Raw genomic sequence first — 25,504 nt, forward strand, 5'->3', positions numbered from 1 at the left:
CAACTAAAATTCTGACATATGCACCTCACGGGACAAACGGATAAGGTCTGCAAAAGAGTCGGGCGGCGTTCGCCGCCCCTAACAAACTGGAAGGTTCCCATGGCCGCCATCTATTCCGACCTCGCCGGCAAGGTTGTGCTCGTCACCGGAGGTGCTGCGGGAATTGGCGCTGCGATCGTGCGGCGCTTCGCGGAGCAGAAGTCCAAGGTCGTGTTCTTCGACATCAAGGCCGAGGAAGGCCAGCGCCTGGCGCGCGAGCTGTCGGATCAAGGACTTGCTGCGCATTTCCAGCGCGTCGACCTGACCGACATTCCGGCCCTGCGCGCCGGTGTCGAGGAGGCCCGCAAGGCACACGGGCCGATCAGCATCCTGATCAACAACGCCGCGCATGACGAACGGCACAAGACCGAGGAAATGACGCCGGAATATTGGGACGACCGCATCGCGGTGAACCTGAAGCATCAGTTCTTTGCGTCGCAGGCCGTGTTGCCGGACATGAAGGCGGCCAAGTCAGGCGCCATCATCAATTTCGGCTCGGTATCGTGGATCGCCGGACAAGGCGGCATGGCCGCCTACACCGCCAGCAAATCAGGCGTGATCGGGCTGACGCGCTCGTTGGCGCGCGACTACGGTCCCTACAATATCCGCGTGAACGCAATTGCGCCGGGCTGGATCATGACCGAGCGCCAGCTCGAGAAATGGATGACGCCCGCCGGCGAGGCCGAACTGCAGCAGCGCCAGTGCCTGAAGCGTCGGCTCGTGCCTGATGAGGTCGCGAAATTCACCCTGTTCCTCGCCTCGGACGAGGCCTCCGCCTGCACCGCCCAGCACTACATCGTCGATGGCGGCTGGGTCTGAGACGCTGCCTGCGCCTGAGGGCAATCAGGCGAGCCCGGCCACCTTCAGGCTCTGCCTCAGATGGGCAACACCCTTCCTGGCATAGGTCAGCGGGTGTGCCTTCTGCGGGTCCTGCTCCGCCTCGACCACGATCCAGCCGGAATAGCCCTTGAGCTCGCGGAAGACGGCGGGGTAATCGACCATGCCGTCGCCGGGCACGGTGTAGACACCGAGCGCGCTGCCCTGCCCCAGCACCGCATCGAGGAAGCTCCAGTCCTCGCGCCGCGCCTGCTCCATCACCGCCTGACGCACGTCCTTGGCGTGGACATGGCTGATGCGGGCGCGGTATTTTCGGGCGAGCGCGGCCGGATCGGCGCCGCCCCAGGTGGCATGGCCGGTGTCGAGCAGGAGATGAGCGGCGTCGCCGGTCGACGCCATGAAGGCGTCGATATCATCAGCGCTTTCGACGACGGTGCCGATGTGATGATGATAGACCAGCCTGACGCCCTCGGCGAGCGTACGCTCCGCGACTTCAGTGATGCGGCGGCCGAACTCGGCCCAGTCGCCCGACTTCATCACCGGCCGCTGTGATAGCGGCTTGCCGCGATCGCCATGGATCGCATTCGAGGTCTCGGCGAACACGAGCACTGACGATCCCATCGCCTTGAGAAGATCGAGATGCGGGCGCAGATGCCGCATCTCCGCATCGGCATCGCGCTTCAGGAGCTCCGCCGAATACCAGCCGGAGATGCAGGCCATGGCGAAGGGCGCCAGCGCAGCTTTCAGGGCCTGCGGCTCGCGCGGAAATTTGTGACCGAGCTCCATGCCCTCAAAGCCCGCTTCGCGCGCCTCGGCAAGGCAAGTCTGAAGCGGCGTGTCGCCGCCGATCTCCTGGAGATCGTCGTTCGACCAGCCGATGGGGTTGGCGCCGATACGGATAGGCATGTCGTCCTCACTCGATCAGATATTGCGACGCGCGAGCGCCTCGATATAGCCGCGCCTTGCGGCTTCGACCTCGGTGCGCTCCGAGATTTCAGGCACCGCCACCTCCCACCAATGGCCACCGGCATCGGTCGAGCGCAACGGGTCGGTGTCGATCACGACGACGCTGGTCCTGACGTGACCGCGCGCCTCCTCGAACGCCGCTTCCAGCTCGGCGATGCCGGTGACCTTGCGCGCGATCGCCCCCATCGCGGCGGCGTGGGCTGCGAAATCGATCTCGGGCAGCGTCTCGTGGCGGGCGTCGCGCAAGAGGTTGTTGAAAGGAGCACCGCCGGTCGCGTTCTGGAGGCGATTGATGCAGCCGAAGCCGCGGTTGTCGAGCACGACGATGATGAGCTTCGCACCCAACATCACCGACGTGGCGATTTCGGAGTTCATCATCAGATAAGAGCCGTCGCCGACCATCACGATGACTTCGCGCGTGGGATCGGCGAGCTTGACGCCGAGCCCGCCCGCGATCTCGTAGCCCATGCAGGAATAGCCGTATTCCATGTGGTAGCCGCCGGGCGCGCCGGGCTGCCAGAGCTTGTGCAACTCGCCGGGCAAGCCGCCGGCGGCGCACAGCACGACATCGCTTGGCCGGCTGCGGCGCTGAACGGCGCCGATGACCTGGGCGTCGCTTGGCAAGGTGTCGTTGCCCGCAGCCAGGTAGCGCGCGGCCGTTTCCAGCCAGGCCGTGCGGCCAGCCTTGGCCTGCCCGGTCCAGACCGAAGGTGCCGTCCAGCCCTGAAGCGCGGCGCCGAGCTCCGCCAGCCCGACCTTGGCGTCGGCCACGAGCGGCTGCGCGCGATGCTTGCCGGCATCAAAGGCCTGCGTATTGAGGCCGATGATCCGGCAGGCGGGATCGGCGAACAGCGAGCGCGAGCCGGTGGTGAAATCCTGCAAGCGGGTGCCGATCGCCAGCACGAGATCGGCCTGCCGTGCCGCATCATTGGCCGCGCCGGTGCCGGTGACGCCGATCGCGCCGAGATTGAGCTGATGATCGTGCGGCAGCGCGCTCTTGCCGGCCTGCGTTTCCGCCGCCGGGATGCCGTGCGCGATGCAGAAGGCGGCAAGATCAGCTTCCGCCTCACTATAGAGGATGCCGCCACCGGCGACGACGAGCGGGCGCTTCGCGCTCTTGAGCAGCGCTACGGCCTGCACCATTTGCGCCGCGTCGGCACGCGGGCGGCGCGGCTGCCAGACGCGCTCGGCGAAGAACCAGTCGGGATAGTCGTAGGCTTCGGTCTGCACGTCCTGGCAGAGTGCGAGCGTCACGGGTCCGCATTCGGCCGCATCGGTCAGAACCTGCATCGCGCGCTCGAAGGCGGGCATGATCTGCTCGGGCCTCGTGATGCGATCGAAATAGCGCGAGACGGGCCGGAAACAATCATTGGCGGAGACCGTGCCGTCGCCGAAATCCTCGATCTGCTGCAGCACCGGATCGGGACGGCGTCCGGCGAAGACATCACCCGGCAGCAGCAACACCGGCACGCGATTGACGTGAGCAACGGCTGCGGCCGTCACCATATTGGTCGCGCCGGGGCCGATCGAGCTCGTCACCGCCATCATGCGCCGGCGGCGCGAAGCCTTGGCGAAGGCGATCGCGGCATGCGCCATCGCCTGCTCGTTATGCGCGCGCAAGGTCGGCAGACGGTCTCGCACGGCATAGAGCGCCTCGCCGAGACCTGCGACATTGCCATGCCCGAAGATCGCCCAGACACCGGCGAACAGCGGCCGGTCCTGCCCGTCAATGACAGTCCTTTGCGCGGCCATCGCGGCGACGAGCGCCTGGGCCATGGTGAGCCTGATCGTCGCCATCACTCGCTCCCGTTCAACCGCCAGGCGCGAACCGGCCCGTCGAGATGTTCCATCATCGTCCTGACCGAGCGCGTGTGCTCGCGCAACTGTGTCGCGAATGTGTCGGCGTTCGATCTGATCTGATGTTGCGCGGCGGTTGATGACATCGCGAAGTGCAGGCTCCGACCTTGACTGGGCGGCGCAGAGAATGGAATGCTTATTCGAATAGTCAAGCAATGATGATGACAATGCGGTTTGGACTTCTCGGCGCCGGCAGGATCGGGCGCATTCACGGTCTCAATGTCGCGGCGCGCGGCGATGCGCGGCTGGTCGCGGTGGCCGACGCCTCGAACGAGGCCGCGTCCTCGCTCGCACAGGCGACAGGCGCGAAGGTGGCCGCTGCGGATGCGATCATCGGCGATGCCGGCATCGACGCCATCCTGATCTGTACGCCGACCGACACGCATGCCGACCTGATCGAGGCTGCCGTCTCGGCCGGCAAGGCGGTGTTCTGCGAGAAACCGGTCGACCTTGATTCGGATCGCATTCGCCGATGCCTGGCCACGGTCGCGACATCAGGCAAGCCGCTGATGATCGGCTTCAACCGCCGCTTCGATCCGAACTTTGCGGCGCTGGAGAAGCGCCTGCGCAGCGGTGAGGCCGGCGAGATCGAGATCGTCAGCGTGATCTCGCGCGATCCCGGGCCGCCGCCGGTCGATTATGTGAAACGCTCAGGCGGCCTGTTCCGCGACATGATGATCCATGATTTCGACATGGCGCGCTTCCTGCTGGCTGAAGAGCCGGTCGAGGTGTTCGCGCTCGGCTCGGCGCTGGTGGACAAGGCCATCGGTGAAGCCGGCGACGTCGATACCGCCGCCGTGGTCATGAAGACGGCGAGCGGGCGCATCGCACAGATCTCGAATTCGCGCCGCGCCACCTACGGCTACGACCAGCGCATCGAGGTGCACGGCTCGAAGGGCATGCTGAGGGCCGGCAATATCCACGAAACGACGGTCGAGATCGCGACCGGCCAGGGCTTCCGCGCCGATCCGGTGCAGAACTTCTTCCTCGAACGCTATGCCGCCGCCTATCGCGCCGAGCTCGCGGCCTTCATCGATGCCTGTAGCGGCAAGGCGGCGCCCTCGCCGACCGGTCTCGACGGGCTGCGCGCCCAGATGCTCGCCGACGCGGCGACCGAGTCGGCCCGCACCGGCCGCCCCGTCGCGATCAGGTCCGCCTGACCATGACGCCTGCCGAGCTCATGCTGCGCCGCTATGCGGCCCAGGGCCTTGCCGCCGAGGCCGGGCGCATCGCGCTCGACTATTTCGGCCGCAAGGAAAGCCTCGGCGTCACGATGAAGGGTGCGCAGGACTGGCTCACCGTCGCGGACGGCACTGTCGAGGACTTTCTCCGTGCGCGGCTGTCGGAGCTTTTCCCTGGCGACACCGTCATCGGCGAGGAAGGCGGCGGCGAGGCCAGCGATGCGGTCTGGATCCTCGATCCGATCGACGGCACCGCCAACTTCGCCCGCGGAGATCGCAATTGGTGCATCTCCATCGGCTTCCTGCTCAACCGCGAGCCGACGATCGGCATCGTCGCCGCGCCATCATTGGGCGAGCTCTATGTCGCGCAGCGCGGCCAGGGCGTGACGCTGAACGGGCAGAAGATCGCCGTCTCTGATACCGATGACATCAGGCGCGCCTCTTTGGAACTGGGCTGGTCGCCCCGTCTTCCCTCGCAGCGCTATCTCGACGTGATGAGCCGCGCTTATGCTGCCGGCTGCTCAATCAAGCGCGCCGGCTCCGGCACTTTGGGCCTCTGCAACGTCGCCAACGGGCGCACCGACGGCTACGCCGAGTTGCACATCAACGCCTGGGACGTTGCCGCCGGCATGGTGATCGTTGGCGAAGCCGGCGGCTGGGTCAGCGACTTCTTCGCCGGTGACGGCATCAGCAAGGGCAACCCGATCCTGTGCTGCACGCCGGCGCTGGCGTCGCAGCTCAACGACATCACCGGGATTAGCTAGTCTATTGCTTTGAAGCCGTAGAGGCGCGCCACCGCCGCCCCTCGCGATTCCCACGGCCCGATTGTATCATCCGGGCATGAGCGACTCCGATGCCGTGGACGGCGACGCGCCGCGCGTTCGCAAGATCATCCATATCGACATGGATGCCTTTTACGCATCCGTGGAACAGCGCGACAATCCCGAGCTGCGCGGCAAGCCCGTCGCTGTCGGTGGTTCGGCCGAGCGCGGCGTGGTCGCAGCCGCAAGCTATGAAGCGCGCAAATTCGGCGTTCGGTCCGCGATGGCGTCGGTGACCGCGAAGCGGCAATGTCCCGACCTGATTTTCGTGAAGCCCCGCTTCGAGGTCTACAAGGCGATCAGCCGGCAGATCCGTGAGATTTTTGCCGAGCATACTGAAATCATCGAGCCGCTGTCGCTCGACGAGGCCTATCTCGACGTGACGGAGAACCTGCAAGGCATCCCGCTTGCCCGTGACGTCGCGCTGCGGATCCGCGAGAAGATCAAGGCCGAGACTGGCCTCAACGCGTCGGCGGGCATCTCCTACAACAAGTTCCTGGCAAAGCTCGCCTCCGATCACCGCAAGCCCAACGGCCAGTTCGTGATCTCGCCCGAAATGGGGCCCGCCTTCGTGGAGACGCTGCCCGTCGGCAAGTTCCACGGGATCGGACCGGCGACCAGCGCAAAGATGAATGCGCTCGGCCTGTTCACCGGTCTCGACATCCGCAACCAGACGCTCGAATTCATGAACGCGAATTTCGGCAAGTCGGGCGCCTATTACTATTGGATATCGCGCGGTGTCGATGAAAGACCGGTGCGGGCCAACCGGATCCGCAAGTCGATCGGTGCCGAGACCACGTTCTCGACCGATCTTTCCGATTTCGACGCGCTTGTCGTCGAGCTTCGTCCGCTCGTCGACAAGGTCTGGCGCCACTGCGAGACATCGGGCAGCCGGGGCCGCACCGTGACCTTGAAGATCAAGTTCGCCGACTTCGAGATCATCACGCGCAGCAGATCCGTGCTCGCAGCGGTCGCAGCACGGGACGAGCTGGAGCGCCTTGCCTGCGGCCTGCTCGAGGTCGAGATGCCCCTGCCCAAACGGGTCAGGCTGCTGGGCGTCTCGCTGTCATCGCTCCAGGTCGGAGACGATGCCGAGCCGCAACTGACGTTGGAAATTTGATCCAGGCGCCGGGGATTCGAAGGATCACGCCGCGATCTCTTCCGCCCTGCTCCCGCTCCCGCTCTCGTCGCGCTTCGCATTGATCAAATTGAGAAGATGCGCGGCCGCGCGGGCGTCGCACAGAGCACGGTGGTGGTCCTTCAGCTCGATATTGTAGGCCCGGGTGAGCTTACCAAGCCCGTAAGACTTATGACCCGGGTAATGCCGACGCATGCTCGCGCAGGTGCAGAGCTTTGGAAAGCGGAAGCGGCGTTCGAGGCGCTCGTATTCCGCGGCAATGAAGCCGTAGTCGAAATTGACGTTGTGGGCGACGAAAACGCCATCAGCCATGAACTGCATGAAGCTGTCGGCGACCTCCGCGAACAACGGCGCATTGCGCACCATCTCGTTGGTGATGCCGGTCAACGCGACGATCTTGGCCGGGATCGATCGCTGGGGATTGATCAGCGAATGCCACTCGGCCACGACCTCGTGATTGCGGATCTTGACGGCACCGATCTCGGTGATGCGATCCCCGCCGGTCCAGCCGCCGGTGGTCTCGATGTCCACGACGACATAGTCCTGGTCCGGATCAAAACGGAAATCGGCGCGGCCGATCTCGGCAGGGATACCGGCGTTGCCGAGCTGGCGAAGCCGCGTCAGCTGGTTGCGCCTGATGACGTCACCCTCGGCCTTCACTTCCATGAACGAGACGGCACCATCAGCCACAAGCATGAGATCGGGGAAGCCATCGCGCATCGCGCGATAGTCCTCGCACATCAGACGGAGCATCGTGGCGAGGCCATCAGCACTGGTGCCCGCAAGCAGCGCGCGGAGTGCATCCATATCGACATGGTCCCAGGCGAACACGCCATTCGGCTTGCCCCATTTCGCAGCGACGATACGCAGGATCTGGGGCAGCGCGGAGCGCGACGCGACGGCCGCCAGCTTCGCCTCGATTTGAGGCGAGAACATCTGCGCAAAGGTTTTGTCCTTCAGGCAGTGCGGCATCCAATCGAAGCCGCTGTGCAGCTGTCCGGATTCGAACAGCTCGTCCCAGAACAGCAATCCGAACAGGCAGTGCCAGAGCGTGTTTTCGGCGTGGAAGACCTCGAGGCCCTGCCGGCGCAAGACGCCCGCAATGCCGGCCTCCGGGCTGCCGCGCCAGGTGTCGTCCACCCGGAGCGTTCGTCCAGCCCGCAGTAACGCGGTGCACAAGCCGGTCCGGCGCCCATCGAACTTCCGGGCATAGAAATCGCTTGCGAAGACGAACTCGTCGTCGCTGGCGGGATCATCGATCATGCGCCGCAACAGTTCCTCGGCGGCGTCCTTGTCGCCTTCCGCGTAGAGCAGCCGGGCGACACGCTCATTGCATTCGGCCGAGGATCCGGCGCGATAAAGCTGCACCGCGAGCGCGGCCTCGCCCTTCTTCTCGAAGTGCAGACCCGCTTTGTGGGCCGCGCGGCTGCGCAGATCCACGGCGTAATCCGTCGGGCAGGCAGGACCGCCGAGAATGTCGGCAACGGACTTGCGATATACCTCGTCGGATTTGGCCTCGAGGTGGCGCAGCAGGCGCGCGTAGTGGAAGCAGGCCCTCGCCTCGTCCGCGTCGGCAAACCGGGCGCTGAAATCCGCCTGGTCGTTGGTGCGCAGGATGCCGAGGTCGCGCAGCGCGAAATTCTTGAGATTGTTCTCTGTCTTGCCGAAATAGAGATAGAGCAGGAACTCCAGCGGCTCGGTGTCGCCGAGCGCGATGAAGGCCCCACCACCAAAGTGCTGGAAGGCCGTGCCGAACGACAGGTTGGCGAGACAATACTCCGACAGCTTGGCCTTCGGCCACGAGGCCCTGACATCGCTCATGCCGGCTGCCTTTGCGCCGTCGAACAGATCGGGCTTTGCAAGGCACGCCAGGAACGCAGCGTAATCCTGCTCGCTCAGGCCTCGAACATAACCGGCGATGCCAAGCTCCCCCAACGCGCCGATGGGATCGGCGATCTCGGCGTATTTGAACGTGGAGGGATTGAAGACCGTGCCGTTCCGGTTGACCATCCGGATGAACAGGCACTGGGCGTCCTTCGACAGCGAGGAGAAGCGAGCGACAAATGCCCGATGCCTGTCGGCCAGCACCGGACCGTAGCTCTCGCACACGAAGCTGAGCATCTCCGTGAAGTGGTCGTGATAATAGTAGACCGGCAGGACAGGCAGCGTCATCGGCGCTTCGCTCTCGGCGCGGCGTCGCGCGATCCCGCTCTGATCGAAGTTCCCCGTGATTCCTTGATGTTCATGTTCGACTTCTGTTCTTTTCGCCCGATAGTGTCAAGCTTGGAACTTCGCGATCCCGCGCCCATTCCGAGGCCGCCGTTCAGCGACAACCAGGGCGCGTGAGCGCGCCTATTGCAGCGCGGGACGATTTGCGACGCACCATTCAAAATGAGACTGCCCGTTAAGCCGTACACGGCTCCGACGCGTGCGCCGTATCCGAGTTCGGTTAGCCTTCATCCCAAGAAATCGTCGAAGACCCGTTGGCCTTGCAAGCACGTCGCATCGAGCGGCGGACGCGTGAGGGTGCGGTGAAAAACAGCGACAAGAACGCCCAGGGAGGAGAGCAATGTTGAAAGGCAGTCTAGGACTGATTGCGTTGAGCAGCCTGCTGATGTCAGGCGCCGCCTTTGCGCAGGAAAAGATCAAGGTCGGCGTCACCGCCACCCTCGAAGGCACCTACACGGTGCTCGGCGAGGACGGCATTCGCGGCTTCCAGACCGCACTGAACGTGCTCGGCAAGAAGGTCGGCGACAAGGAGCTCGAATTCGTCATCGCTTCGACCGACGCGACACCGGATTCGGCCGTGCGTGCCGTGCGCAAGCTGATCGAGCAGGACAAGGTGCAGATCCTGCTGTCGCCGCTGTCGGGCGACGAGGGCATCGCGGTCAAGAACTTCGCAAAGACCCATCCGGAGCTGACCTTCATCAACGCGGCCTCCGGCGCGCAGGAAACGACCTATGTCGATCCGGCCCCGAACTTCTTCCGCTACAACATGGACGGCGCGCAGTGGCAGGTCGGCCTCGGCAAATACGCCTATGAGACCAAGGGTTATCGCAAGATCGCGACCGTCGGCGAGGACTATTCCTTCATCTACACCCAGGTGTTCGGCCTCGTGCTCGAGTTCTGCGGCATGGGCGGGCAGGTCACCAACCGGCAATGGGTGCCGCTCGGCACCAAGGATTTTGCGTCGGTGATCGCCGCGCTGCCCGACGACGTCGATGCGATCTATCTCGGCCTCGGCGGCGCGGATGCCGTCAACTTCCTCAATCAGTACCAGCAAGCCGGCGGCAAGGCGCATCTGATGGGCGGCTCGATCATGATCGACCAGACCATCCTGTCGTCCAAGGGCAATGCCAAGAACGCTCTGATCGGCACGCTGGCTGCCAGCGGCCAGGCCGACACCTGGGAGGATCCGGGTTGGCAGAAGTTCGTGAAGGACTATCAGGACGCCTTCCCGCCGAACAAGCGCTTCCCGAGCCCGTCGCTGCTCGCCACCAATTATTACGGCTCGACCATGGCGCTGATCCTGGCGCTGCGTCAGGTCAACGGTGATCTCAGCGACAACCAGTCCAAGTACAAGGCTGCGCTGGCCAAGATCGAGCTCGATGCGCCCAACGGCAAGATCAAGCTCGACGCCAACCGCCAGGCGATCGGTACCAATTTCGTCACCGAAGTGGTCGATGACGGCAAGGGTGCATTATTCTCGAAGGTCGTGAAGGTGATCCCGAACGTGAACCAGACGCTGGGCTACGACCCCGCGGTGTTCGCCAAGATCGGTTTGCCCAGTCGTACAGTACCGGAATGTAAGAAGTACTGACGTAGTCGCATCGGCGACGCGATGACTGACCGGGGAGAGATTTGCAAAAGGCGCGACACGCGCACTCTTGCATTCTCTCCCCGGTTGTTGAACGCTATCAAAAAAGACAAATGCTTCCGGGAGGGAAGGCATGAGCCGGGCGCTCGCCGTCTTCCACGGCCGTTTCGGCCGGGCGACGGTCTATCAGTTGAACCGCCCCTTCAATATCCACGCGCATCGCGAAGGTCATTTGATCTTCCATGTCGGCGGGCGATCCGCATGCATTGATGTCAACGACGGACGCTACGAGCTCACCGAGGGCTCCGTCGTCGCGGTCAATCCGTGGGAGCCGCACAATTTCCTTCCTACCGACCTCGACGGCGGCGCCGTCTTCTTCGTGCTCTATGTCAATCCGGAATGGTTCGCGCCAGACGCGCCCGGCGCCGACCGCCTCCGCTTCGGCCGAACCCAGTTCGCGCGATCGCTTGCGCTTGACAAGCAGATCAGGCATGCCGCCGCTCTTGTTTGCGGCGCACCCTCCTTGAGCAGCCTCGATGGCGAGCTGCGACGGCTCATCGACATCTGCTACGACGAAAGCTGGCAGCAGGCCAAGACCGCGCCCGATCTGCGCGCGAATGGCTCCATTACCGATTTTCGCGTGCGCAAGTGCATCAAGATGATGTCGGAGAGCCCCGGCGCGGAGATCGAGCTCGACACCATCGCGCGCGAATCCGGCCTGTCGCGGCCGCATTTCTACCGGCTGTTCCGCACCCAGACCGGCGTCACGCCGCACCTCTATCTCAACACCCTGATGATGGAGCAGGCGCTGGAAGCGCTGGTGGCGAGCGAAGCGCCGATCGCCGATATCGGCTTCGACCTCGGCTTCTCCTCGCAAAGCGGCTTCACCCGCTTCTTCGCCGCCAATGTCGGGATGGCGCCGACCGATTATCGCCGCGCGGCCAAGGTTTTGCGCGGCTGACGGACGCGCGAAAAGATACTCACGATCAAGTGCCTCTCTCGCCGTCCCATTAGGATGGGCGGAACGCGATCCCGGCAAGAGGATCGCATGTCCGGGGAGGACGCAAATCCATGGCGTGGTACGCAGCCTGCACAGGGCTGTCCGACCTGCATCGGAAGTGTGATGGCGCCCGTCGCAGGCGGAGCGAGGCGACGCCATGACGCGCTTTGTCGAGCGTCATCCAGCCTGGGCGCTGATCGTCATCATCGCGGTCGCAGTCGTGCTGTGGCTGATCTTCGCGGTCTGGCCGCCCGGGCTTGAAGACGCGATCGGCCGCAAGCGGGTCTTCCTCAACGCGCTCTTCAACGGCATCACGCTCGGCGGCCTCTATTTCCTCGTCGCCAGCGGTTTCACGTTGATCTTCGGCCTGATGCGCAACGTCAACCTCGCGCACGGCTCGCTCTATCTGTTCGGCGGCTATGTCGGCTACGCCATCAGCGCCTCGACAGGCTCCTGGATCCTCTCCTTCATCGTTGCCTTCATCCTGACGGCGTTGGTCGGCGTGCTGCTTCAGGTGCTCGTGTTCCGCCGCATGGAGGGCCAGGATCTGCGCCAGACCATGGTGACGATCGGGCTTTCGATCGTGTTCGCCGATCTGATGCTGTGGGCCTGCGGCGGCGACTTCTACCAAATCCAGACCCCGAACTGGCTGATCGGCCCGATCGAACTGCCGCTGATCACCGCGGTGAAATCCTCGGGCGAGCCGGTCTATTTGCGCTATCCGCTGGTGCGGCTCGTGATCTTCCTGGCCTCCGTGATCATCGGCTTCGCGATGTGGCTCGCGCTCAATCGCACCCGCATCGGCATGATCATCCGCGCCGGTGTCGACGACCGCGACATTCTTGCCGCGACCGGCGTACGCATTCAGATCGTGTTCGTGCTGGTGTTCGCGCTCGGCGCCGGCCTTGCCGGGATCGCGGGCGTGGTCGGCGGAACCTTCCAGTCACTGTCGCCCGGCGAAGACATCCGCTTTCTCCTCGCCTCCCTCGTCGTCGTGATCGTCGGCGGCATGGGTTCGATCCCCGGTGCTGCGCTCGGCGCGCTCATCATCGGCCTCGCCGAGCAGCTCGGCTCGGTCTACATCCCGACCTACGCCATCGTCGTGACCTTCCTGATCATGGTGCTGGTGCTGGCGCTTCGGCCGCAAGGCCTGCTGGCGAGGCGCTGACATGTCCGTCACTCACGATGCGCGCATTCAGATCCGCAGCCCCGCCTCGGCGGCGCCGCGACAGGCAGCGCGCGGCTGGCCCGACCTCAACAATCCCGCAGCCTGGATCGTCGCGATCATCCTGCTGATCATGCCGCTGATCGCCAACGGCTTCTTCCTGATCGAAATCTTCGCAACCACCTTGATGCTCGGCACCATCGCGCTCAGCCTGATGTTCCTGGCCGGCTATGGCGGCATGGTCAGCCTGATGCAGCTCACCATCGCGGGCTTCTGCGCCTACATGGTCGCGGTGTTCGGCACCAGCGACAACGCCAATATCAGCCTGGGCTGGCCGTGGTGGCTGGCGGTGCCGATGGCACTGACGCTGGCCACGATCTTCGGCACGCTGGGCGGTGCGCTCGCGGTGCGCACCGAGGGCATCTACACCATCATGATCACGCTCGCGATCGGCGCTGCGTTCTACTACTTCACCAACCAGAACTGGGCGATCTTCAACGGCCATACCGGCATCAACAACGTCGCGACGCCGCATTTCTGGGGCGTCGATTGGCGGGCGGACGTTCCGTTCTACTATGTCGTGCTCGTGGTCGCCGCGCTCTGCTATTTCGCCGTCGACTACATCTCCCGCGCGCCGTTCGGCCTGGCGCTGCAGGGCGTCCGCGACAATCCGCGCCGCATGGCCGCGCTCGGCTTCAACGTCAACGCCCACCGGGTCGCCGCCTATGCGGTGGCCTCGTTCATCGCTGGCCTCGCCGGCGTGCTCCAGGTCTGGAACTACAGGCAGATCTCGCCGGGCTCGGTCAGCGTCGGCGCCTGCATCGATATCCTCATCATCGCCATCGTCGGCGGCATCACCCGCCCGATCGGTCCTTATATCGGCGCGCTGGTGTTCGTCCTGCTGCGCACCTTCGCGCTCGACTTCCTGGTCAAGATCGGGCTCGACGGCAACCGTTTCCGGCTGCTGATCGGGCTCGGCTTCCTCGCCATCGTGTTCTGGTCGTCGGATGGCGTGATCGGCCTGTGGCAGCGCTGGCGGCGGAGCCATCGTCCACAGTCGGATCGCCCGGGCGTAGGGCGCGGCCATGGATAGCGTCGCCCAGCGCCTCTCCGCCGTCGGTGCCGGTGCAGCGCTGGAGCTGCGCGGCGTCACCCGGCTGTTCGGCGCGCTCGCGGCGCTGACCGACGTCACCATCACCGTGCGCCCCGGCGAGCGGCGCGCCGTACTCGGCTCCAATGGCGCCGGCAAGACCACGCTGTTCAACTGCATCACCGGCGACTTCCCGCCGACATCAGGCACCATCCGCTTCTTCGGCGAGGACGTCACGCACTTCCCGCCCTATGAGCGTATCCGCCGCGGCCTGAGGCGGACCTACCAAATCTCCGCGCTGTTCCCCGGCCTCACCGTGCAGGACAATGTCTACCTCGCCTGCCGCGGCGTCTCGCGTGGACGCTTCTCGTTCCTGCGGCCCGGCCAGAACGATGCGCTGATGCATGCGGCCGACAATCTGGTGCAGGCCGTGCATCTGAGCGCCGTGAAAGACCAGCGCGTCGCCGAGCTCGCGCACGGCCAGCAGCGCCAGCTCGAGATCGCGCTGGCGCTCGCGGGCGCTCCCCGCTTCGTGCTGTTCGACGAGCCGGCCGCCGGCCTGTCGCCGACCGAACGGGCCGAACTGGTCGAGATCCTGACCTCGCTGCCAGCGCATATTGGTTACATCATCATCGAGCACGACATGGACGTGGCGCTACGCGTCGTCGAGAGCGTGACGATGATGCACAACGGCCGCATCTTCAAGGAAGGCGTGCCGGAAGAAATCCAGTCCGACCCCGAGGTGCAGGAGCTTTATCTCGGAGGCGGCCATGAATGAGGCTCGCCGCTCTGCCGCAGCGCTCGAGGTCCGCGGCCTCGACGTCTATTACGGCCATTCGCACGCGCTGCAGGGCGTCGACCTCACACTCGATGCCGGCGTGTTCTCCGTGGTCGGCCGCAACGGCATGGGCAAGACCACACTGTGCAAGGCCATCATGGGCCTGGTGCCTGTCAGCGGCGGCTCGATCCGCGTCCGCGGCGAGGACATCACGCGGCGACCGCCCGCGACCATCGCGCGGCTCGGCGTCGGCTACGTGCCACAGGGGCGCCGGCTCTGGCGCTCGCTCAGCGTCGACGAACATCTGCGGCTCGCCGGCGGGATGCGTTCGGGCGCCTGGACGGTCGAGCGCATCTACGACACCTTTCCGCGGCTCGCCGAGCGCAAGAACCATGGCGGCGGCCAGCTCTCGGGCGGCGAGCAGCAGATGCTCGCGATCTCGCGCGCGCTGCTCACCAATCCGCAATTGCTGATCATGGACGAGCCGACCGAGGGGCTTGCACCCGTCATCGTCGCCCAGGTCGAGGAGATGCTGCTCCAGCTCGGCGAGGACGGCGACATGTCCGTGCTCGTGATCGAGCAGAATATCGGCGTCGCCACCGCGATCTCGCGCAATGTCGCGATCATGGTCAACGGCCGCATCAATCGCATCATCGATTCAGCTCGGCTGTCCGCCGACCGAGAGCTGCAGCAGCGCCTACTCGGCGTCGGACTGCACGCCGAGTTGGAACCCGACATCGACGTGCCGTCCGTTGGCGGCGAAACCAAGCCGGCCGCTCAGCCCGCGCGCACCAGTGGCCCGATCCGGATCTATATCTCCAACCCCACTCCGCCGACGCGCTGGTCCCAGCCGGTTCCGATCGCGCGCATCGAGGCGGCGGCGCGGACGCTATCGACGCAGGTTTCGCGTCTCGACGACACCACGCGGCGCAAGCGCGAGCCGGTGACGGCGCAGACCTCGGGTCCGCCTGTTGTTCTGGTCGTCGGCACGCTCGACACCAAGGGCACCGAGTTGCGTTTCATCCGCGACATCATCGCCGAAAGCGGCCTGCGCACGCGGCTGGTGGACGTCTCCACCAGCGGCAAGCATGCGACCTGCGACGTCTCCGCGCAGGAGATCGCCCTGAACCATGGCCGCGGCGGCCCGGCCGTGTTCGGCCCGGATCGCGGCGCCGCTGTGACCGCGATGGCGGACGCGTTCGCCAACTGGATCAAGCGCCAGGGCAACATCGCCGGCGTCATTTCGGCCGGCGGCTCGGGAGCGGCATCGCTGGTCGCCCCTGCTATGCGCACCCTCCCCGTCGGCGTGCCAAAACTGATCATCTCCTCGGTCGCCTCGGGCGACGTCGCACCCTATGTCGGTCCTGCCGACATCACCATGATGTATTCGGTCACCGACGTGCAGGGGCTCAATTCGATCTCGCGCGCCGTGCTGTCGAACGGCGCCAATGCCATCGCCGGGATGGTCAAGGCGCGGCTCGACCAGCGCGAAGCGAAGGAGCGTGCCACCAGTGCCGCATTGCCGTCGATCGGCATCACCATGTTCGGCGTCACCACGCCCGCGGTGCAGAAGATCGCGGCCGATCTGCGCGACGATTTCGAATGCCTTGTCTTTCACGCCACCGGCGTCGGCGGGCGCTCCATGGAGAAGCTGGTCGATTCCGGTCAGCTTGCGGGCGTGATCGATCTCACCACCACCGAAATCTGCGATCTCCTGATGGGCGGCGTGTTTCCGGCCACGGAGGATCGCTTCGGCGCCGTTATCCGCACCCGCCTGCCCTATGTCGGCTCGGTCGGCGCGCTCGACATGGTCAATTTCGGCGCGCCCGATACCATCCCCGAGCGCTATCGCGGCCGCAAATTCCACGTCCACAATCCGCAAGTGACCTTGATGCGGACGACAGTGGAGGAGAACGAGCGCATGGGTCGCTGGATCGGCGAACGGCTGAACCAGATGAATGGGCCGGTGCGCTTCTTCCTGCCCGAGGGTGGCGTTTCCGCGCTCGATGCCCGCGGCCAGCCGTTCTGGGACCCCGAGGCCGACGCTGCCCTGTTCCGCACGCTGGAGCGGACGGTGCGTGCGACCGGCAACCGGCAACTCATTCGCGTCAAGCAGAACATCAACGATCCCGAGTTCGCCTCGATCATCGTGAGCGCCTTCCGAACCCTGTTCGGACGCGCCGGGGCACGCCGGAGAGTAGCGAGGTGACCGATGGCCCGGTTTGAACGCGCAGCACTCCTGAAGCGCTTTCGCGAGATGGCGAAGCGCGGCGAGCCGATCGTCGGCGGCGGCGCCGGCACCGGCCTCTCCGCCAAGTGCGAGGAAGCCGGCGGCGTCGATCTCATCGTGATCTACAATTCCGGTCGCTATCGCATGGCCGGTCGCGGCTCGCTTGCGGGGCTGATGCCCTACGGCGACGCCAATGCCATCGTGGTGGAAATGGCCGGCGAAGTGCTGCCCGTGGTCAGCAGGACACCGGTGCTCGCGGGCGTGAACGGTACCGACCCGTTCCGCGACATGGATGTATTCCTCGACCAGCTCAAGACACTCGGCTTTGCCGGCGTGCAGAACTTTCCGACCGTCGGCCTGATCGACGGCATCTTCCGCGCCAATCTCGAAGAAACCGGCATGTCCTACGCGCTGGAGATCGACATGATCGCGAAGGCGCGCGAGAAGGATTTGCTGACGACGCCCTATGTGTTCAGCGAGAAGGAAGCGGCGGCGATGGCGATCGCCGGCGCCGACATCATCGTCTGCCATCTCGGCCTCACCACCGGCGGCACGATCGGCGCGCAGACAGCACTGAAGTTGAAAGATTGCCCGGCGCGCGTCGACACCTGGGCGTCGGCGGCACTCAGCGTCAATCCGGACATCCTGGTGCTCGCTCATGGCGGCCCGATCGCCGATCCCGCGGATGCCGATTTCATCATGAAGAACACCCGTTACTGCCACGGCTTCTACGGCGCGTCCTCGATGGAGCGGCTGCCGGTGGAGCGGGCTTTGACGGAACAGGTTCGCAAATTCAAGGCGATCGGCGCGCCGTAACGCCTGCAAGATCGAGGGAGGGAAACATGTCAGGGATCCTGGTCGGCGAGCTCATCCTCTGGCTGATCGTCGCGATCATCGTGATCGTGGTCGGCGTCTACATCGTCAACTGGCTTTACCATCGCTCCTCCAAGGAGGTGTCGTTTGTCCGGACCGGTTTCCTGGGCGAACGCGTGGTGATCAACGGCGGCGCGTTCGTGCTTCCGTTCATTCACGACTACACACCCGTGAACATGAACGTGCTGCCGATGGGCATCGTGCGCTCGCGGCAGGACGCCGTGATCACCCGCGACCGCATGCGTGTCGACATCGAGGCCGACTTCTATGTCCGGGTGCAGCCGACGCGCGAAGCCGTCTCGATCGCCGCCGCCACGCTCGGCCGCCGCACCATGGAGCCCGAACAGCTCCACGCGCTGCTGGCCGGCAAGTTCATCTCGGCGATCCGCTCGGTCGCCTCCGAAATGACCATGGAGGAAATGCACGAACAGCGCGGCGACTATGTCGCACGGGTCAAGACCAACGCGGCAGAGGCGCTCGCGCAGAACGGCCTCGAGCTCGAATCCGTCGCCATCACCGATCTCGACCAGACCGATCTCGAATTCTTCAACCCCTCGAACCGCTTCGATGCCGAAGGCTTGACCCGGCTGATGGAGGACATCGAAGCGAGGCGCAAGCTGCGCAACGACATCGAGCAGGACTCGATGATCAAGATCCGCACCCGCAATCTGGAAGCCGAGCGGCAGGCGCTCGAAATCGAGCGCGAAAGCGAAACCGCGCGGCTGGAGCAGGAGCGCGACATCGAGATGCGCCGCGCGCTCCAGCGCACGGAAGTCGCCCGCGAGCGTGCGCTGCGCGAGACCGAGGCCGAACAGGCCCAGATCTCCGCGCGCGAGGCCATCGAGCGCTCGCGGATCGCCAACGAGCAGGCGATTGCGGAAGCCCGCATCGCCTCCGAGCGGGAGACCCGCCAGAAGGAGATCGAGCGCACCCGCACCATCGAAGAGAAGGAGCTGCTGGCCCGCGAGGAGATCGAGAAGACAAGGATCGCCAACCAGCGCTCGATCGACACGACCCGAATTGCCTCCGAGCGCGAGGTCCGCCAGCGCGAGATCGAACGGATGCGGACCGTGGAGGAAGCCGAGATCGCGGCGCGCGAGGCGATCGAGAAGGCCCGGATCCAGCAGGACCGCGTCGTCACCGACGCCCGCATCGCCAATGAAGAGGAGACGCGACGCCGCGAGATCGAGCGCACCCGCGCCGTCGACGAGGCCGAGATTGCCGCCCGCGAGACCACCGAGAAGGCGCGCATCGCCCAGACCTTGATCGTCAATGTCGAACGCATCTCCTCCGACGAGCGCACCCGCGCGCTGGAGATCCAGCAGGTTCGCACCATCCAGGAAGCCGAGATCGAGGCGCAGCGTGCGGTCGAAGCCGCCCGCATTGCCCGCGAGCGGACGCTCGCCGCCGAGCGCATCGCCGCCGAGCAGAACACGCGGCAACTGGAGATCGAGCGGAACCAGATGCTCGAAGTCGCCGGCATCTCCGCACGCGAAACCACCGAGGCTTCGCGCATCGCCCAGGAAGAGCGGGTCCGCTCGCTCGAGATCGCGCGCAACCGCGCGGTCGAGGAAGCCGATATCGCCTCCCGCGAGGCGATCGAGGCGGCCCGCATCGCCCAGGAGAAGACGGTCGCAGCCGAGCGCATCCAGGCCGAGCGCGACACCCGTTCGCTGGAGATTGAGCGGACCGGCATTCTGGAAGCCGCCGAGCTGAAGCGGCGCGATGCGATCGAGCGGCAGCGTATCACGGTCGATCTCGCGCTGGAGGCGGAGCGGATCAACTCGTCCAAGAAGCGCGAGGTGCTCAATATCGAGCAGAAGAAGGCGATCGAGATCGCCGACGAAGACCGCGTGATCGCCCTCTCCGCCAAGAAGTCCGAACGGATCGACGCCGACCGCCAGGTCCGGCAGGCCGAGATCGTCGCCCGCAAGGAGGTCGAAACCACAGACGTCTCGCGCGAGCAGGCACTGGAAGCCGCCCGGCTCGAGCGCCGCCGTGCGATCGAGCAGCTCGAAGTCGCCCGCGTCCAGTCGCTCCAGGAGGCCGAGATTGCCTCCCGCGAGGAGGTCGAGCGCGCGCGCATTGCCTCCGACCGCGGCCTGGACGAGGCCCGTGTCGGCCGCGAGCGGGAGTTGCGCAAGCTCGAAGTCAACCGCGAGAAGGAGGTCGAAACGGTCCTGATGGAGAAGGCGATCGCGATCCATCAGAAGTCGCTGGAGGAATCCGCCGCGAAGGCGATGGCGGAGGAAGCGCGGATGCGCGCCACCGAAGCCACCGAACGCGTCATTACCGCGCGCGAGAGCGAAATTGCAAAGCGCCGCAAGACGGTCGAGGTGCTGCTCGCCGAGAAACAGGCGGAGGAAACCCGCATTGCCGCCGATGCCGAACGTGTCCGTGCGGCCGTCGAGGCCGAGGCGCAGCGGATGCTCAACGAGGCCGAGAACGTGCTGACTGACCAGGCACGCTACTCGCTGTTCCGCCGAAAGCTGCTCGACAAGATCGAGGGCATCGTACGCGAGAGCGTCAAGCCGATGGAGAAGATCGAGGGCATCCGCATCCTCCAGGTCGACGGCCTCAACGGCAATGGCAACGGCGGCAATGGCGGCCGCAGCGCCACCGACGAAGTGATCGACTCGGCGCTGCGCTACCGCGTGCAGGCGCCGCTGATCGACTCCATCCTCTCCGATATCGGCGTCGAGGGGGGCAGCCTTGCCAAGATGCCGGGCCTGATCCGCGAAGCTCGCGACATGCAGGGCATCAAGGAGTCCGCGCGCAAGAGCGGCGGCGGCGACAAGCCTGCGGCCTCCCCGCCGGCGGCCGAGGGCGGCGGCGAACCGTCGGCCGAGCGCGGTCCGCGCAAGAAGAGCTGAGGTCCGAGCCATGCCCCGCGTCTACGTCTCCACCGTCGTCAATGCGCGCAACGACCGCGTCTGGGCGCGCGTGCGCGACTTCAACGGCCTGCCGAACTGGCACCCCGCGATCGCCGAAAGTCGCATCGAAGGCGGCGAGCCCTCGGACAAGATCGGCTGCGTGCGCGACTTTCGCCTGCGCAATGGCGACCGCATCCGCGAGAAGCTGCTCGGGCTCTCCGACTACGACATGTTCTGCACCTATTCGATCCTGGAATCTCCGATGGGCGTCGAGAACTATGTCGCGACCTTGCGCCTGACGCCTGTCACCGACGGCGACCAGACCTTTGTGGAATGGACCGCCGAATTCGACTGCGCCCCGGAGCGCGAGACCGAGCTCGTCGGCAACATCGGCGGTGGCGTGTTCCAGGGCGGATTCGACGCCTTGAAGCGCGTGTTCGGAGGCTGACATCCGTGCCGCATATCGTCAAAAGCACCATCCTGGACGCACCGACCGATACGGCGTGGGCGATGCTGCGCGATTTCAACGGGCATGACCGTTGGCATCCGGCGGTCGCGACCTCCTCGATCGAACGCGCGCACGCCTCCGACAAGATCGGCTGCATCAGGCGGTTCAAGCTGAAGGACGGCGCCGAGCTGCGCGAGCAATTGCTGGCGCTGTCAGACCTCGAGCAGAGCTTCAGCTACTGCCTGCTCGATACGCCGATCCCGATGTTCAACTACGTCGCCCATGTCCGCCTGCTGCCGGTGACCGACGGCGACCGCACCTTCTGGCACTGGGAGTCGCGCTTCACGACCAGGCCAGAAGACCGCGACCGCATCACCCACATGGTCGCCGAAGACATTTACCAGGCCGGGTTCGAGGCAATCCGCCGGCATCTGAAGGAGGCCGCCTGAATGGCCGTGACAGTGAAGACTTTTGCCAGCGCCGGCGAGGCAGCCGGAGCGCTCTCCTCGGATCGCAGTGCGCGCTATCTTGGCGGCGGCACGCTAGTGATGCGAGCGCTGAACGAGGGCGATGTGTCGATCTCGACCGTCGTCCGCGCCCAGGACCAGGCACTGACCCGGATCGATGCCTCCGGCCCGCGCATCAAGCTGGGCGCCGGCGTCACCTTCGCGCGGGTCCTCGCCGAACGCGATCTCGGCTTCCTGCACGCCCCTGCCCGTTCGATCGGCGGACCCGCCGTGCGCAACATGGGAACGATCGGCGGCAATCTCTTTGCACCAAATCCGTACGGCGATTTTACCGTCGCGCTGCTGGCGCTCGACGCGACCGTCGCGGTCGCCGGCGGCTTTGGCTCGCGCGACATCGGAATCGAGGAGTTCTTGCAGGCACGCGACCGGCAGGCCGGGACATTGGTCCTGTCAATCTCCTGCACGCGACCGGCGAGCACCGAAGCGTTCCGCTATCGCAAGATCGCGCGTATCAAGCCGAAGGGCGGCTCGGTCATCACGCTGGCCGCACATCTGCCAATCTCCGGCGGCCGGATCGCAGGCGCCCGGATCGCGCTCGGCTCGATGGCTCCGACGCAAATTCGTGCCCGCGCGGCCGAGCGGGCGCTGGAGGGGCGCTCGTTGGACGCGGCGACCATCGCTGCCGCTGCGTCGGCCGCGACCGAAGGAACATCACCCTCCGACAACGCACTCGGCAGCGCCTGGTATCGCCGCGAGATCGTCGGCGTGCATCTGCGCCGCCTGCTGTCGGGACAGGAATAGACCAACATGTCAAAGATACCCCTGCAATTTCGTCACAATGGCCGCGACGTCGCGATCTTCGTCGATGGCGGCACCAATCTCTTGGTGGCGCTGCGCGAGCTGATCGGCGACATGACGCCGAAATTCGGCTGCGGCCAGGGTGGCTGCGGTACATGCAGCGTGCTCATCGACGGCGAGCTTCACCTCTCCTGCCTGACGCTTGCCGAAACGGTCGCCGGCCGCTTCGTTGAAACGCTCGACGGGATGAAGCAGGGTCCGAACCTGCATCCGCTCCAGCGTGCCTTCGCCGACAATTTTGCCGCCCAGTGCGGCTACTGCACGCCGGGCATGCTGATGGCCGCAAAGGCGCTGCTCGACCGCAATCCACAGCCAAGCCGCGACGAGGTCATCGAGGCCATCTCCGGAAATATCTGCCGCTGCACCGGCTACGAGCCGATCATCAATGCCATCCTGGCCGCCGCTGGCGGCCGGGTCAGCGCCTGAGGACGTCGCCATGCTGGAACTGCGCAAGGACATTTTCGCCGACGAGCGCGACGATAACCTCAAGGAAATCGGCAAGGGCACGCAGCGGCAGGACATGCTCGGCCATGTCACGGGTACGTCGAGCTATTTCAACGACCACAAGCTGCAGGGCATGCTGCATCTGAAGGTCGTGCGTTCGACGCAGGCGCACGCTCGTATCCGCCGTATCGACACCGCCGAGGCGGAGCGTTCGACCGGCGTGCGCAGGATCATCCGCGGCGCTGACGTGCCGGTGAATCTCAACACGCTGCTCAGCCTGATCAATTTCGGCAAGGACGACGAGCCGTCGCTGGCGGTCGACAAGGTCCGCTACAAGGGCGAGCCTGTGATCGCCATCGTCGCCGACAGCGAGCGCGAGGCGTTCGAGGCCATCGCGAAAGTCAGGATCGACTACGAGCCGCTGCCGGCGGTGTTCGACGTCGAGGATGCGCTGAAATCAGGCGCGCCCGTGGTCAACGAGACCTATCCGAAGAACACCTTCACCTATCACGAGACCTACGACCACCAGAGGCTGCGCTTCGGCGACGCCGACGCGGCGCTCGCGACGGCCGACCACGTGCTGGAGCAACGCTACCAGATGTCGCCGATCGAGCACGCGCCGACCGAGACCAACGGCGCGATCGCCGCGCCAGACACCAATGGCCGTTATGTCGTCTACACCTCGACCCAGGCACTGTTCTTCTCGGTCGACACCTGCGCCAAGATCCTGGACGTGCCTTCCAACACCTTCCACTTCATCGGCGGCACCGTCGGCGGAGGGTTTGGCGGCAAGGTCGACACGCTGACCGAGCCGCTCGCCATCCTCGGCGCCATGCTGACCGGAAAGCCCGTGCGCTACGTGTTCGGCCGCGAGGAGGAGATGCAGTACGGCCCGCCGCGCGGCGCCGAACGCATCTACATCAAGGACGGCGTCATGCGTGACGGCCGCATCGTGGCGCGCAAGATCCGCGCCTATTTCGACAGCGGAGCCTATACGCGGCTCTCCAGTTATGCCGCCGTGAAATGTGCCGCTCATCTGCCGGGCCCCTACACCATCCCCAACGTCTACGGCGACGTCTATTGCGTCTTCACCAACCGGACGCCGGCGACTGCGATGCGCGGCTTCGGCGTCACCGCGATGGATTTCGCGATCGAGTGCCAGATGGACAAGCTGGCGCATCTCATCAACATGGATCCGATGGAGTTCCGGATCCTCAACGCCTATCGCGATGGCGACATGAAGGCGCATCGGCGCGAGGCCAAGAACACCGCGCTGATCGAATGCGTGCAGGTCGCCGCCGAGAAGGCAAAATGGCCGCTGCGTGAAGAGTTCAAGCGCGCGTCATCGCGCAAGGACGGCGGCGGCAGCCGCGCCGTGATCCCGCCGACCCCAACGGACTCTTCGCGCGTGCGACCGACCGCTCCGGCGCAGCAGCGCACCAGCTACGACCGGCTGCCCCCCACCGTCACCCGCGAACCGCCGCGCGAGCCGCCTCCACCGGCTCCGCCGCCGCCTGCACCGCGGCCGGGGGCGCCCTCGCATGGCGCCACTCGTTTCTCCTCCGTCTTCGGCACCAGGAGGCGCTAGATGACCCGGCACCGCGGACGCGGCATCGCGTCGATCAACTATCCCATCGGCATGAATCTCGGAGGCGACCCCAGCCAGGCGCTGGTGCATTCCAACCCGAGCGGCAAGTTCACGGTGGCGTTGTCGTCGATCGACCTGGGCCAGGGCATGAAATCTGTGACGCGGCAGATCTGCGCGGAGACGCTGGGCGTGCCGGTCGAGGACGTCTATGTCGACACCGCCGATTCCGACACCGGCCCGCATTGCATGGGCTCGTTCGCCTCGCGCGGAACGCATCGCGTCGGGAACGCGGTGATGGCGGCGGCGCGCGAGGCGCGCGGCGTGATGATGGAGGCCGCCGCCGAGGAGCTGGAGGTCAACGCCGCCGACCTCGAGACCGACGGCCGCGGCAACATCCACGTCAAGGGCGCGCCGCATCGCTCGATCTCGACCAAGGACGTCGCGATTGCCGCGCAGTTCAAGCAGGGCAAGACCATCTCCGGCCGTGGCATCTTTTTGGTGCCGCTCTCCGAAGTGAATCCGGAGACGGGCGAGATGTCGCCGGCGACCTGCTATGCCCATGCCTGCCTCGTCGCTGAAGTCGATGTCGATGACGAGACCGGCGAAGTGGCGATGGTGCGAATGGACTCGGCCTATGAACTCGGCCGTGCGCTCAATCCGCGCCTGGTCGAGCAGCAGCTCGTCGGCGGCGCCTGGATGGGTGTCAGCCACGCGCTGTATGAGACGCCGGAGCCGTATTATCCCGAGCCCGTCCACGGCCCACGCGACTTCGTCGAATATCTGATGCCCGGCCCCGGCGATATCTGCCCGCACGATATTGCTGTGCTGGAGCGCCCCGCCCCTGATGGTCCGTTCGGCGCCAAGGGCCCCGGCGAGATGTGCGCCAACCCAGTGCTGCCCGCTGTCGCGAACGCGATCTTCAACGCGGTCGGTGTGCGGATCGACGATCTGCCGATCACCCCCGAAAAGGTGCTGCGCGCGATCAAGGCCCAGGGCGGCGCGCGGCCGCAGGCGCGGCGCTAGAGGTCTTCGTC

21 protein-coding genes are annotated in these 25,504 nt (G+C 65.5%); 18 read left to right on the forward strand and 3 right to left on the reverse strand.

The window, feature by feature from the left end:
* Positions 1 to 99: 99 nt before the first annotated feature.
* Positions 100 to 858 carry an SDR family NAD(P)-dependent oxidoreductase gene (locus XH91_RS22430; protein WP_128952590.1) on the forward strand — a complete coding sequence of 253 codons (759 nt, stop codon included), beginning with the start codon at positions 100 to 102 and terminating at the stop codon, positions 856 to 858.
* Between the two features lie 24 nt (positions 859 to 882).
* On the opposite strand, the gene iolE is transcribed toward XH91_RS22430, so the two are convergent.
* Together iolE and iolD are read right to left on the reverse strand one after the other, a co-directional pair.
* The gene (gene iolE / locus XH91_RS22435) at positions 883 to 1,782 is read right to left on the reverse strand and encodes a myo-inosose-2 dehydratase (protein ID WP_128952591.1); all 900 of its coding nucleotides are present in this window, start codon (positions 1,780 to 1,782) and stop codon (positions 883 to 885) included.
* Between the two features lie 15 nt (positions 1,783 to 1,797).
* Positions 1,798 to 3,639, reverse strand: a complete 1,842-nt coding sequence (gene iolD, locus XH91_RS22440) for a 3D-(3,5/4)-trihydroxycyclohexane-1,2-dione acylhydrolase (decyclizing) (protein ID WP_128952592.1) — start codon at positions 3,637 to 3,639, stop codon at positions 1,798 to 1,800.
* Positions 3,640 to 3,866: 227 nt separating this feature from the next.
* Here iolD and iolG point away from each other — a divergent pair, with 227 nt between their 5' ends.
* The 3 genes from iolG (at position 3,867) to dinB (ending at position 6,821) form a co-directional block, all read left to right on the forward strand.
* Entirely contained in the window at positions 3,867 to 4,859 is a 993-nt protein-coding gene (gene iolG, locus XH91_RS22445; protein ID WP_128952593.1) for an inositol 2-dehydrogenase, read from the forward strand.
* 2 nt (positions 4,860 to 4,861) lie between these two features.
* Positions 4,862 to 5,644 (forward strand): inositol monophosphatase family protein, encoded by a 783-nt coding sequence (locus XH91_RS22450; RefSeq protein ID WP_128952594.1) that lies wholly within the window; start codon positions 4,862 to 4,864, stop codon positions 5,642 to 5,644.
* A gap of 76 nt (positions 5,645 to 5,720) precedes the next feature.
* Positions 5,721 to 6,821: a DNA polymerase IV gene (dinB, locus tag XH91_RS22455; protein WP_128952595.1), complete on the forward strand. Its 1,101-nt coding sequence runs from the start codon at positions 5,721 to 5,723 to the stop codon at positions 6,819 to 6,821.
* A 24-nt stretch (positions 6,822 to 6,845) separates the two neighbouring features.
* Here the strand turns inward: dinB and XH91_RS22460 are convergent, their stop codons facing one another.
* Complete coding sequence (locus tag XH91_RS22460) at positions 6,846 to 9,011, reverse strand: exonuclease domain-containing protein (RefSeq protein WP_128952596.1); 2,166 nt, start codon at positions 9,009 to 9,011, stop codon at positions 6,846 to 6,848.
* Positions 9,012 to 9,408: 397 nt separating this feature from the next.
* Here XH91_RS22460 and XH91_RS22465 point away from each other — a divergent pair, with 397 nt between their 5' ends.
* From XH91_RS22465 to XH91_RS22530, 14 genes are all read left to right on the forward strand, one after another.
* Positions 9,409 to 10,659: an ABC transporter substrate-binding protein gene (locus XH91_RS22465; protein WP_128952597.1), complete on the forward strand. Its 1,251-nt coding sequence runs from the start codon at positions 9,409 to 9,411 to the stop codon at positions 10,657 to 10,659.
* Between the two features lie 130 nt (positions 10,660 to 10,789).
* Positions 10,790 to 11,617: an AraC family transcriptional regulator gene (locus XH91_RS22470; protein ID WP_128952598.1), complete on the forward strand. Its 828-nt coding sequence runs from the start codon at positions 10,790 to 10,792 to the stop codon at positions 11,615 to 11,617.
* A gap of 196 nt (positions 11,618 to 11,813) precedes the next feature.
* Positions 11,814 to 12,824, forward strand: coding sequence for a branched-chain amino acid ABC transporter permease (locus tag XH91_RS22475; protein WP_128952599.1), 1,011 nt, complete (start codon positions 11,814 to 11,816; stop codon positions 12,822 to 12,824).
* Between the two features lies 1 nt (position 12,825).
* Entirely contained in the window at positions 12,826 to 13,914 is a 1,089-nt protein-coding gene (locus XH91_RS22480) for a branched-chain amino acid ABC transporter permease (protein ID WP_128952600.1), read from the forward strand.
* Entirely contained in the window at positions 13,907 to 14,689 is a 783-nt protein-coding gene (locus tag XH91_RS22485; RefSeq protein ID WP_128952601.1) for an ABC transporter ATP-binding protein, read from the forward strand. Before XH91_RS22480 ends, XH91_RS22485 begins: the two co-directional genes overlap by 8 nt.
* A complete protein-coding gene (locus tag XH91_RS22490) occupies positions 14,682 to 16,898 on the forward strand; it encodes an ABC transporter permease (RefSeq protein WP_128952602.1) in 2,217 nt (738 codons plus the stop codon). The genes XH91_RS22485 and XH91_RS22490 overlap by 8 nt, the downstream gene beginning before the upstream one ends.
* Positions 16,899 to 16,901: 3 nt before the next feature.
* On the forward strand, positions 16,902 to 17,735 hold the full coding sequence (locus tag XH91_RS22495; RefSeq protein WP_128952603.1) for a phosphoenolpyruvate hydrolase family protein: 834 nt from the start codon (positions 16,902 to 16,904) through the stop codon (positions 17,733 to 17,735).
* A 26-nt stretch (positions 17,736 to 17,761) separates the two neighbouring features.
* Entirely contained in the window at positions 17,762 to 20,665 is a 2,904-nt protein-coding gene (locus XH91_RS22500; RefSeq protein ID WP_128952604.1) for a flotillin family protein, read from the forward strand.
* A 10-nt stretch (positions 20,666 to 20,675) separates the two neighbouring features.
* Entirely contained in the window at positions 20,676 to 21,113 is a 438-nt protein-coding gene (locus tag XH91_RS22505; protein ID WP_015686997.1) for an SRPBCC family protein, read from the forward strand.
* Positions 21,114 to 21,118: 5 nt separating this feature from the next.
* Positions 21,119 to 21,562 (forward strand): SRPBCC family protein, encoded by a 444-nt coding sequence (locus XH91_RS22510; RefSeq protein ID WP_128952605.1) that lies wholly within the window; start codon positions 21,119 to 21,121, stop codon positions 21,560 to 21,562.
* Positions 21,563 to 22,381, forward strand: coding sequence for an FAD binding domain-containing protein (locus XH91_RS22515; RefSeq protein ID WP_128952606.1), 819 nt, complete (start codon positions 21,563 to 21,565; stop codon positions 22,379 to 22,381). It begins immediately after the preceding gene.
* A 6-nt stretch (positions 22,382 to 22,387) separates the two neighbouring features.
* A complete protein-coding gene (locus tag XH91_RS22520; RefSeq protein ID WP_128952607.1) occupies positions 22,388 to 22,864 on the forward strand; it encodes a (2Fe-2S)-binding protein in 477 nt (158 codons plus the stop codon).
* A 10-nt stretch (positions 22,865 to 22,874) separates the two neighbouring features.
* Positions 22,875 to 24,470 (forward strand): xanthine dehydrogenase family protein molybdopterin-binding subunit, encoded by a 1,596-nt coding sequence (locus tag XH91_RS22525; protein WP_128952608.1) that lies wholly within the window; start codon positions 22,875 to 22,877, stop codon positions 24,468 to 24,470.
* On the forward strand, positions 24,471 to 25,493 hold the full coding sequence (locus tag XH91_RS22530; protein ID WP_128952609.1) for a xanthine dehydrogenase family protein molybdopterin-binding subunit: 1,023 nt from the start codon (positions 24,471 to 24,473) through the stop codon (positions 25,491 to 25,493).
* The last annotated feature ends 11 nt before the right edge of the window (positions 25,494 to 25,504 follow it).

The sequence above is a fragment of the Bradyrhizobium guangzhouense genome, assembly GCF_004114955.1.
GTDB lineage: Bacteria > Pseudomonadota > Alphaproteobacteria > Rhizobiales > Xanthobacteraceae > Bradyrhizobium > Bradyrhizobium guangzhouense.

Bases quoted from the DNA above. Each gene is read 5' to 3' on its own strand.
- XH91_RS22430 (WP_128952590.1), top strand. From the start codon at position 100: ATGGCCGCCATCTATTCCGACCTCGCCGGCAAGGTTGTGCTCGTCACC.
- iolE (WP_128952591.1), bottom strand. From the start codon at position 1,782: ATGCCTATCCGTATCGGCGCCAACCCCATCGGCTGGTCGAACGACGAT.
- iolD (WP_128952592.1), bottom strand. From the start codon at position 3,639: ATGGCGACGATCAGGCTCACCATGGCCCAGGCGCTCGTCGCCGCGATG.
- iolG (WP_128952593.1), top strand. From the start codon at position 3,867: ATGCGGTTTGGACTTCTCGGCGCCGGCAGGATCGGGCGCATTCACGGT.
- XH91_RS22450 (WP_128952594.1), top strand. From the start codon at position 4,862: ATGACGCCTGCCGAGCTCATGCTGCGCCGCTATGCGGCCCAGGGCCTT.
- dinB (WP_128952595.1), top strand. From the start codon at position 5,721: ATGAGCGACTCCGATGCCGTGGACGGCGACGCGCCGCGCGTTCGCAAG.
- XH91_RS22460 (WP_128952596.1), bottom strand. From the start codon at position 9,011: ATGACGCTGCCTGTCCTGCCGGTCTACTATTATCACGACCACTTCACG.
- XH91_RS22465 (WP_128952597.1), top strand. From the start codon at position 9,409: ATGTTGAAAGGCAGTCTAGGACTGATTGCGTTGAGCAGCCTGCTGATG.
- XH91_RS22470 (WP_128952598.1), top strand. From the start codon at position 10,790: ATGAGCCGGGCGCTCGCCGTCTTCCACGGCCGTTTCGGCCGGGCGACG.
- XH91_RS22475 (WP_128952599.1), top strand. From the start codon at position 11,814: ATGACGCGCTTTGTCGAGCGTCATCCAGCCTGGGCGCTGATCGTCATC.
- XH91_RS22480 (WP_128952600.1), top strand. From the start codon at position 12,826: ATGTCCGTCACTCACGATGCGCGCATTCAGATCCGCAGCCCCGCCTCG.
- XH91_RS22485 (WP_128952601.1), top strand. From the start codon at position 13,907: ATGGATAGCGTCGCCCAGCGCCTCTCCGCCGTCGGTGCCGGTGCAGCG.
- XH91_RS22490 (WP_128952602.1), top strand. From the start codon at position 14,682: ATGAATGAGGCTCGCCGCTCTGCCGCAGCGCTCGAGGTCCGCGGCCTC.
- XH91_RS22495 (WP_128952603.1), top strand. From the start codon at position 16,902: ATGGCCCGGTTTGAACGCGCAGCACTCCTGAAGCGCTTTCGCGAGATG.
- XH91_RS22500 (WP_128952604.1), top strand. From the start codon at position 17,762: ATGTCAGGGATCCTGGTCGGCGAGCTCATCCTCTGGCTGATCGTCGCG.
- XH91_RS22505 (WP_015686997.1), top strand. From the start codon at position 20,676: ATGCCCCGCGTCTACGTCTCCACCGTCGTCAATGCGCGCAACGACCGC.
- XH91_RS22515 (WP_128952606.1), top strand. From the start codon at position 21,563: ATGGCCGTGACAGTGAAGACTTTTGCCAGCGCCGGCGAGGCAGCCGGA.
- XH91_RS22520 (WP_128952607.1), top strand. From the start codon at position 22,388: ATGTCAAAGATACCCCTGCAATTTCGTCACAATGGCCGCGACGTCGCG.
- XH91_RS22525 (WP_128952608.1), top strand. From the start codon at position 22,875: ATGCTGGAACTGCGCAAGGACATTTTCGCCGACGAGCGCGACGATAAC.
- XH91_RS22530 (WP_128952609.1), top strand. From the start codon at position 24,471: ATGACCCGGCACCGCGGACGCGGCATCGCGTCGATCAACTATCCCATC.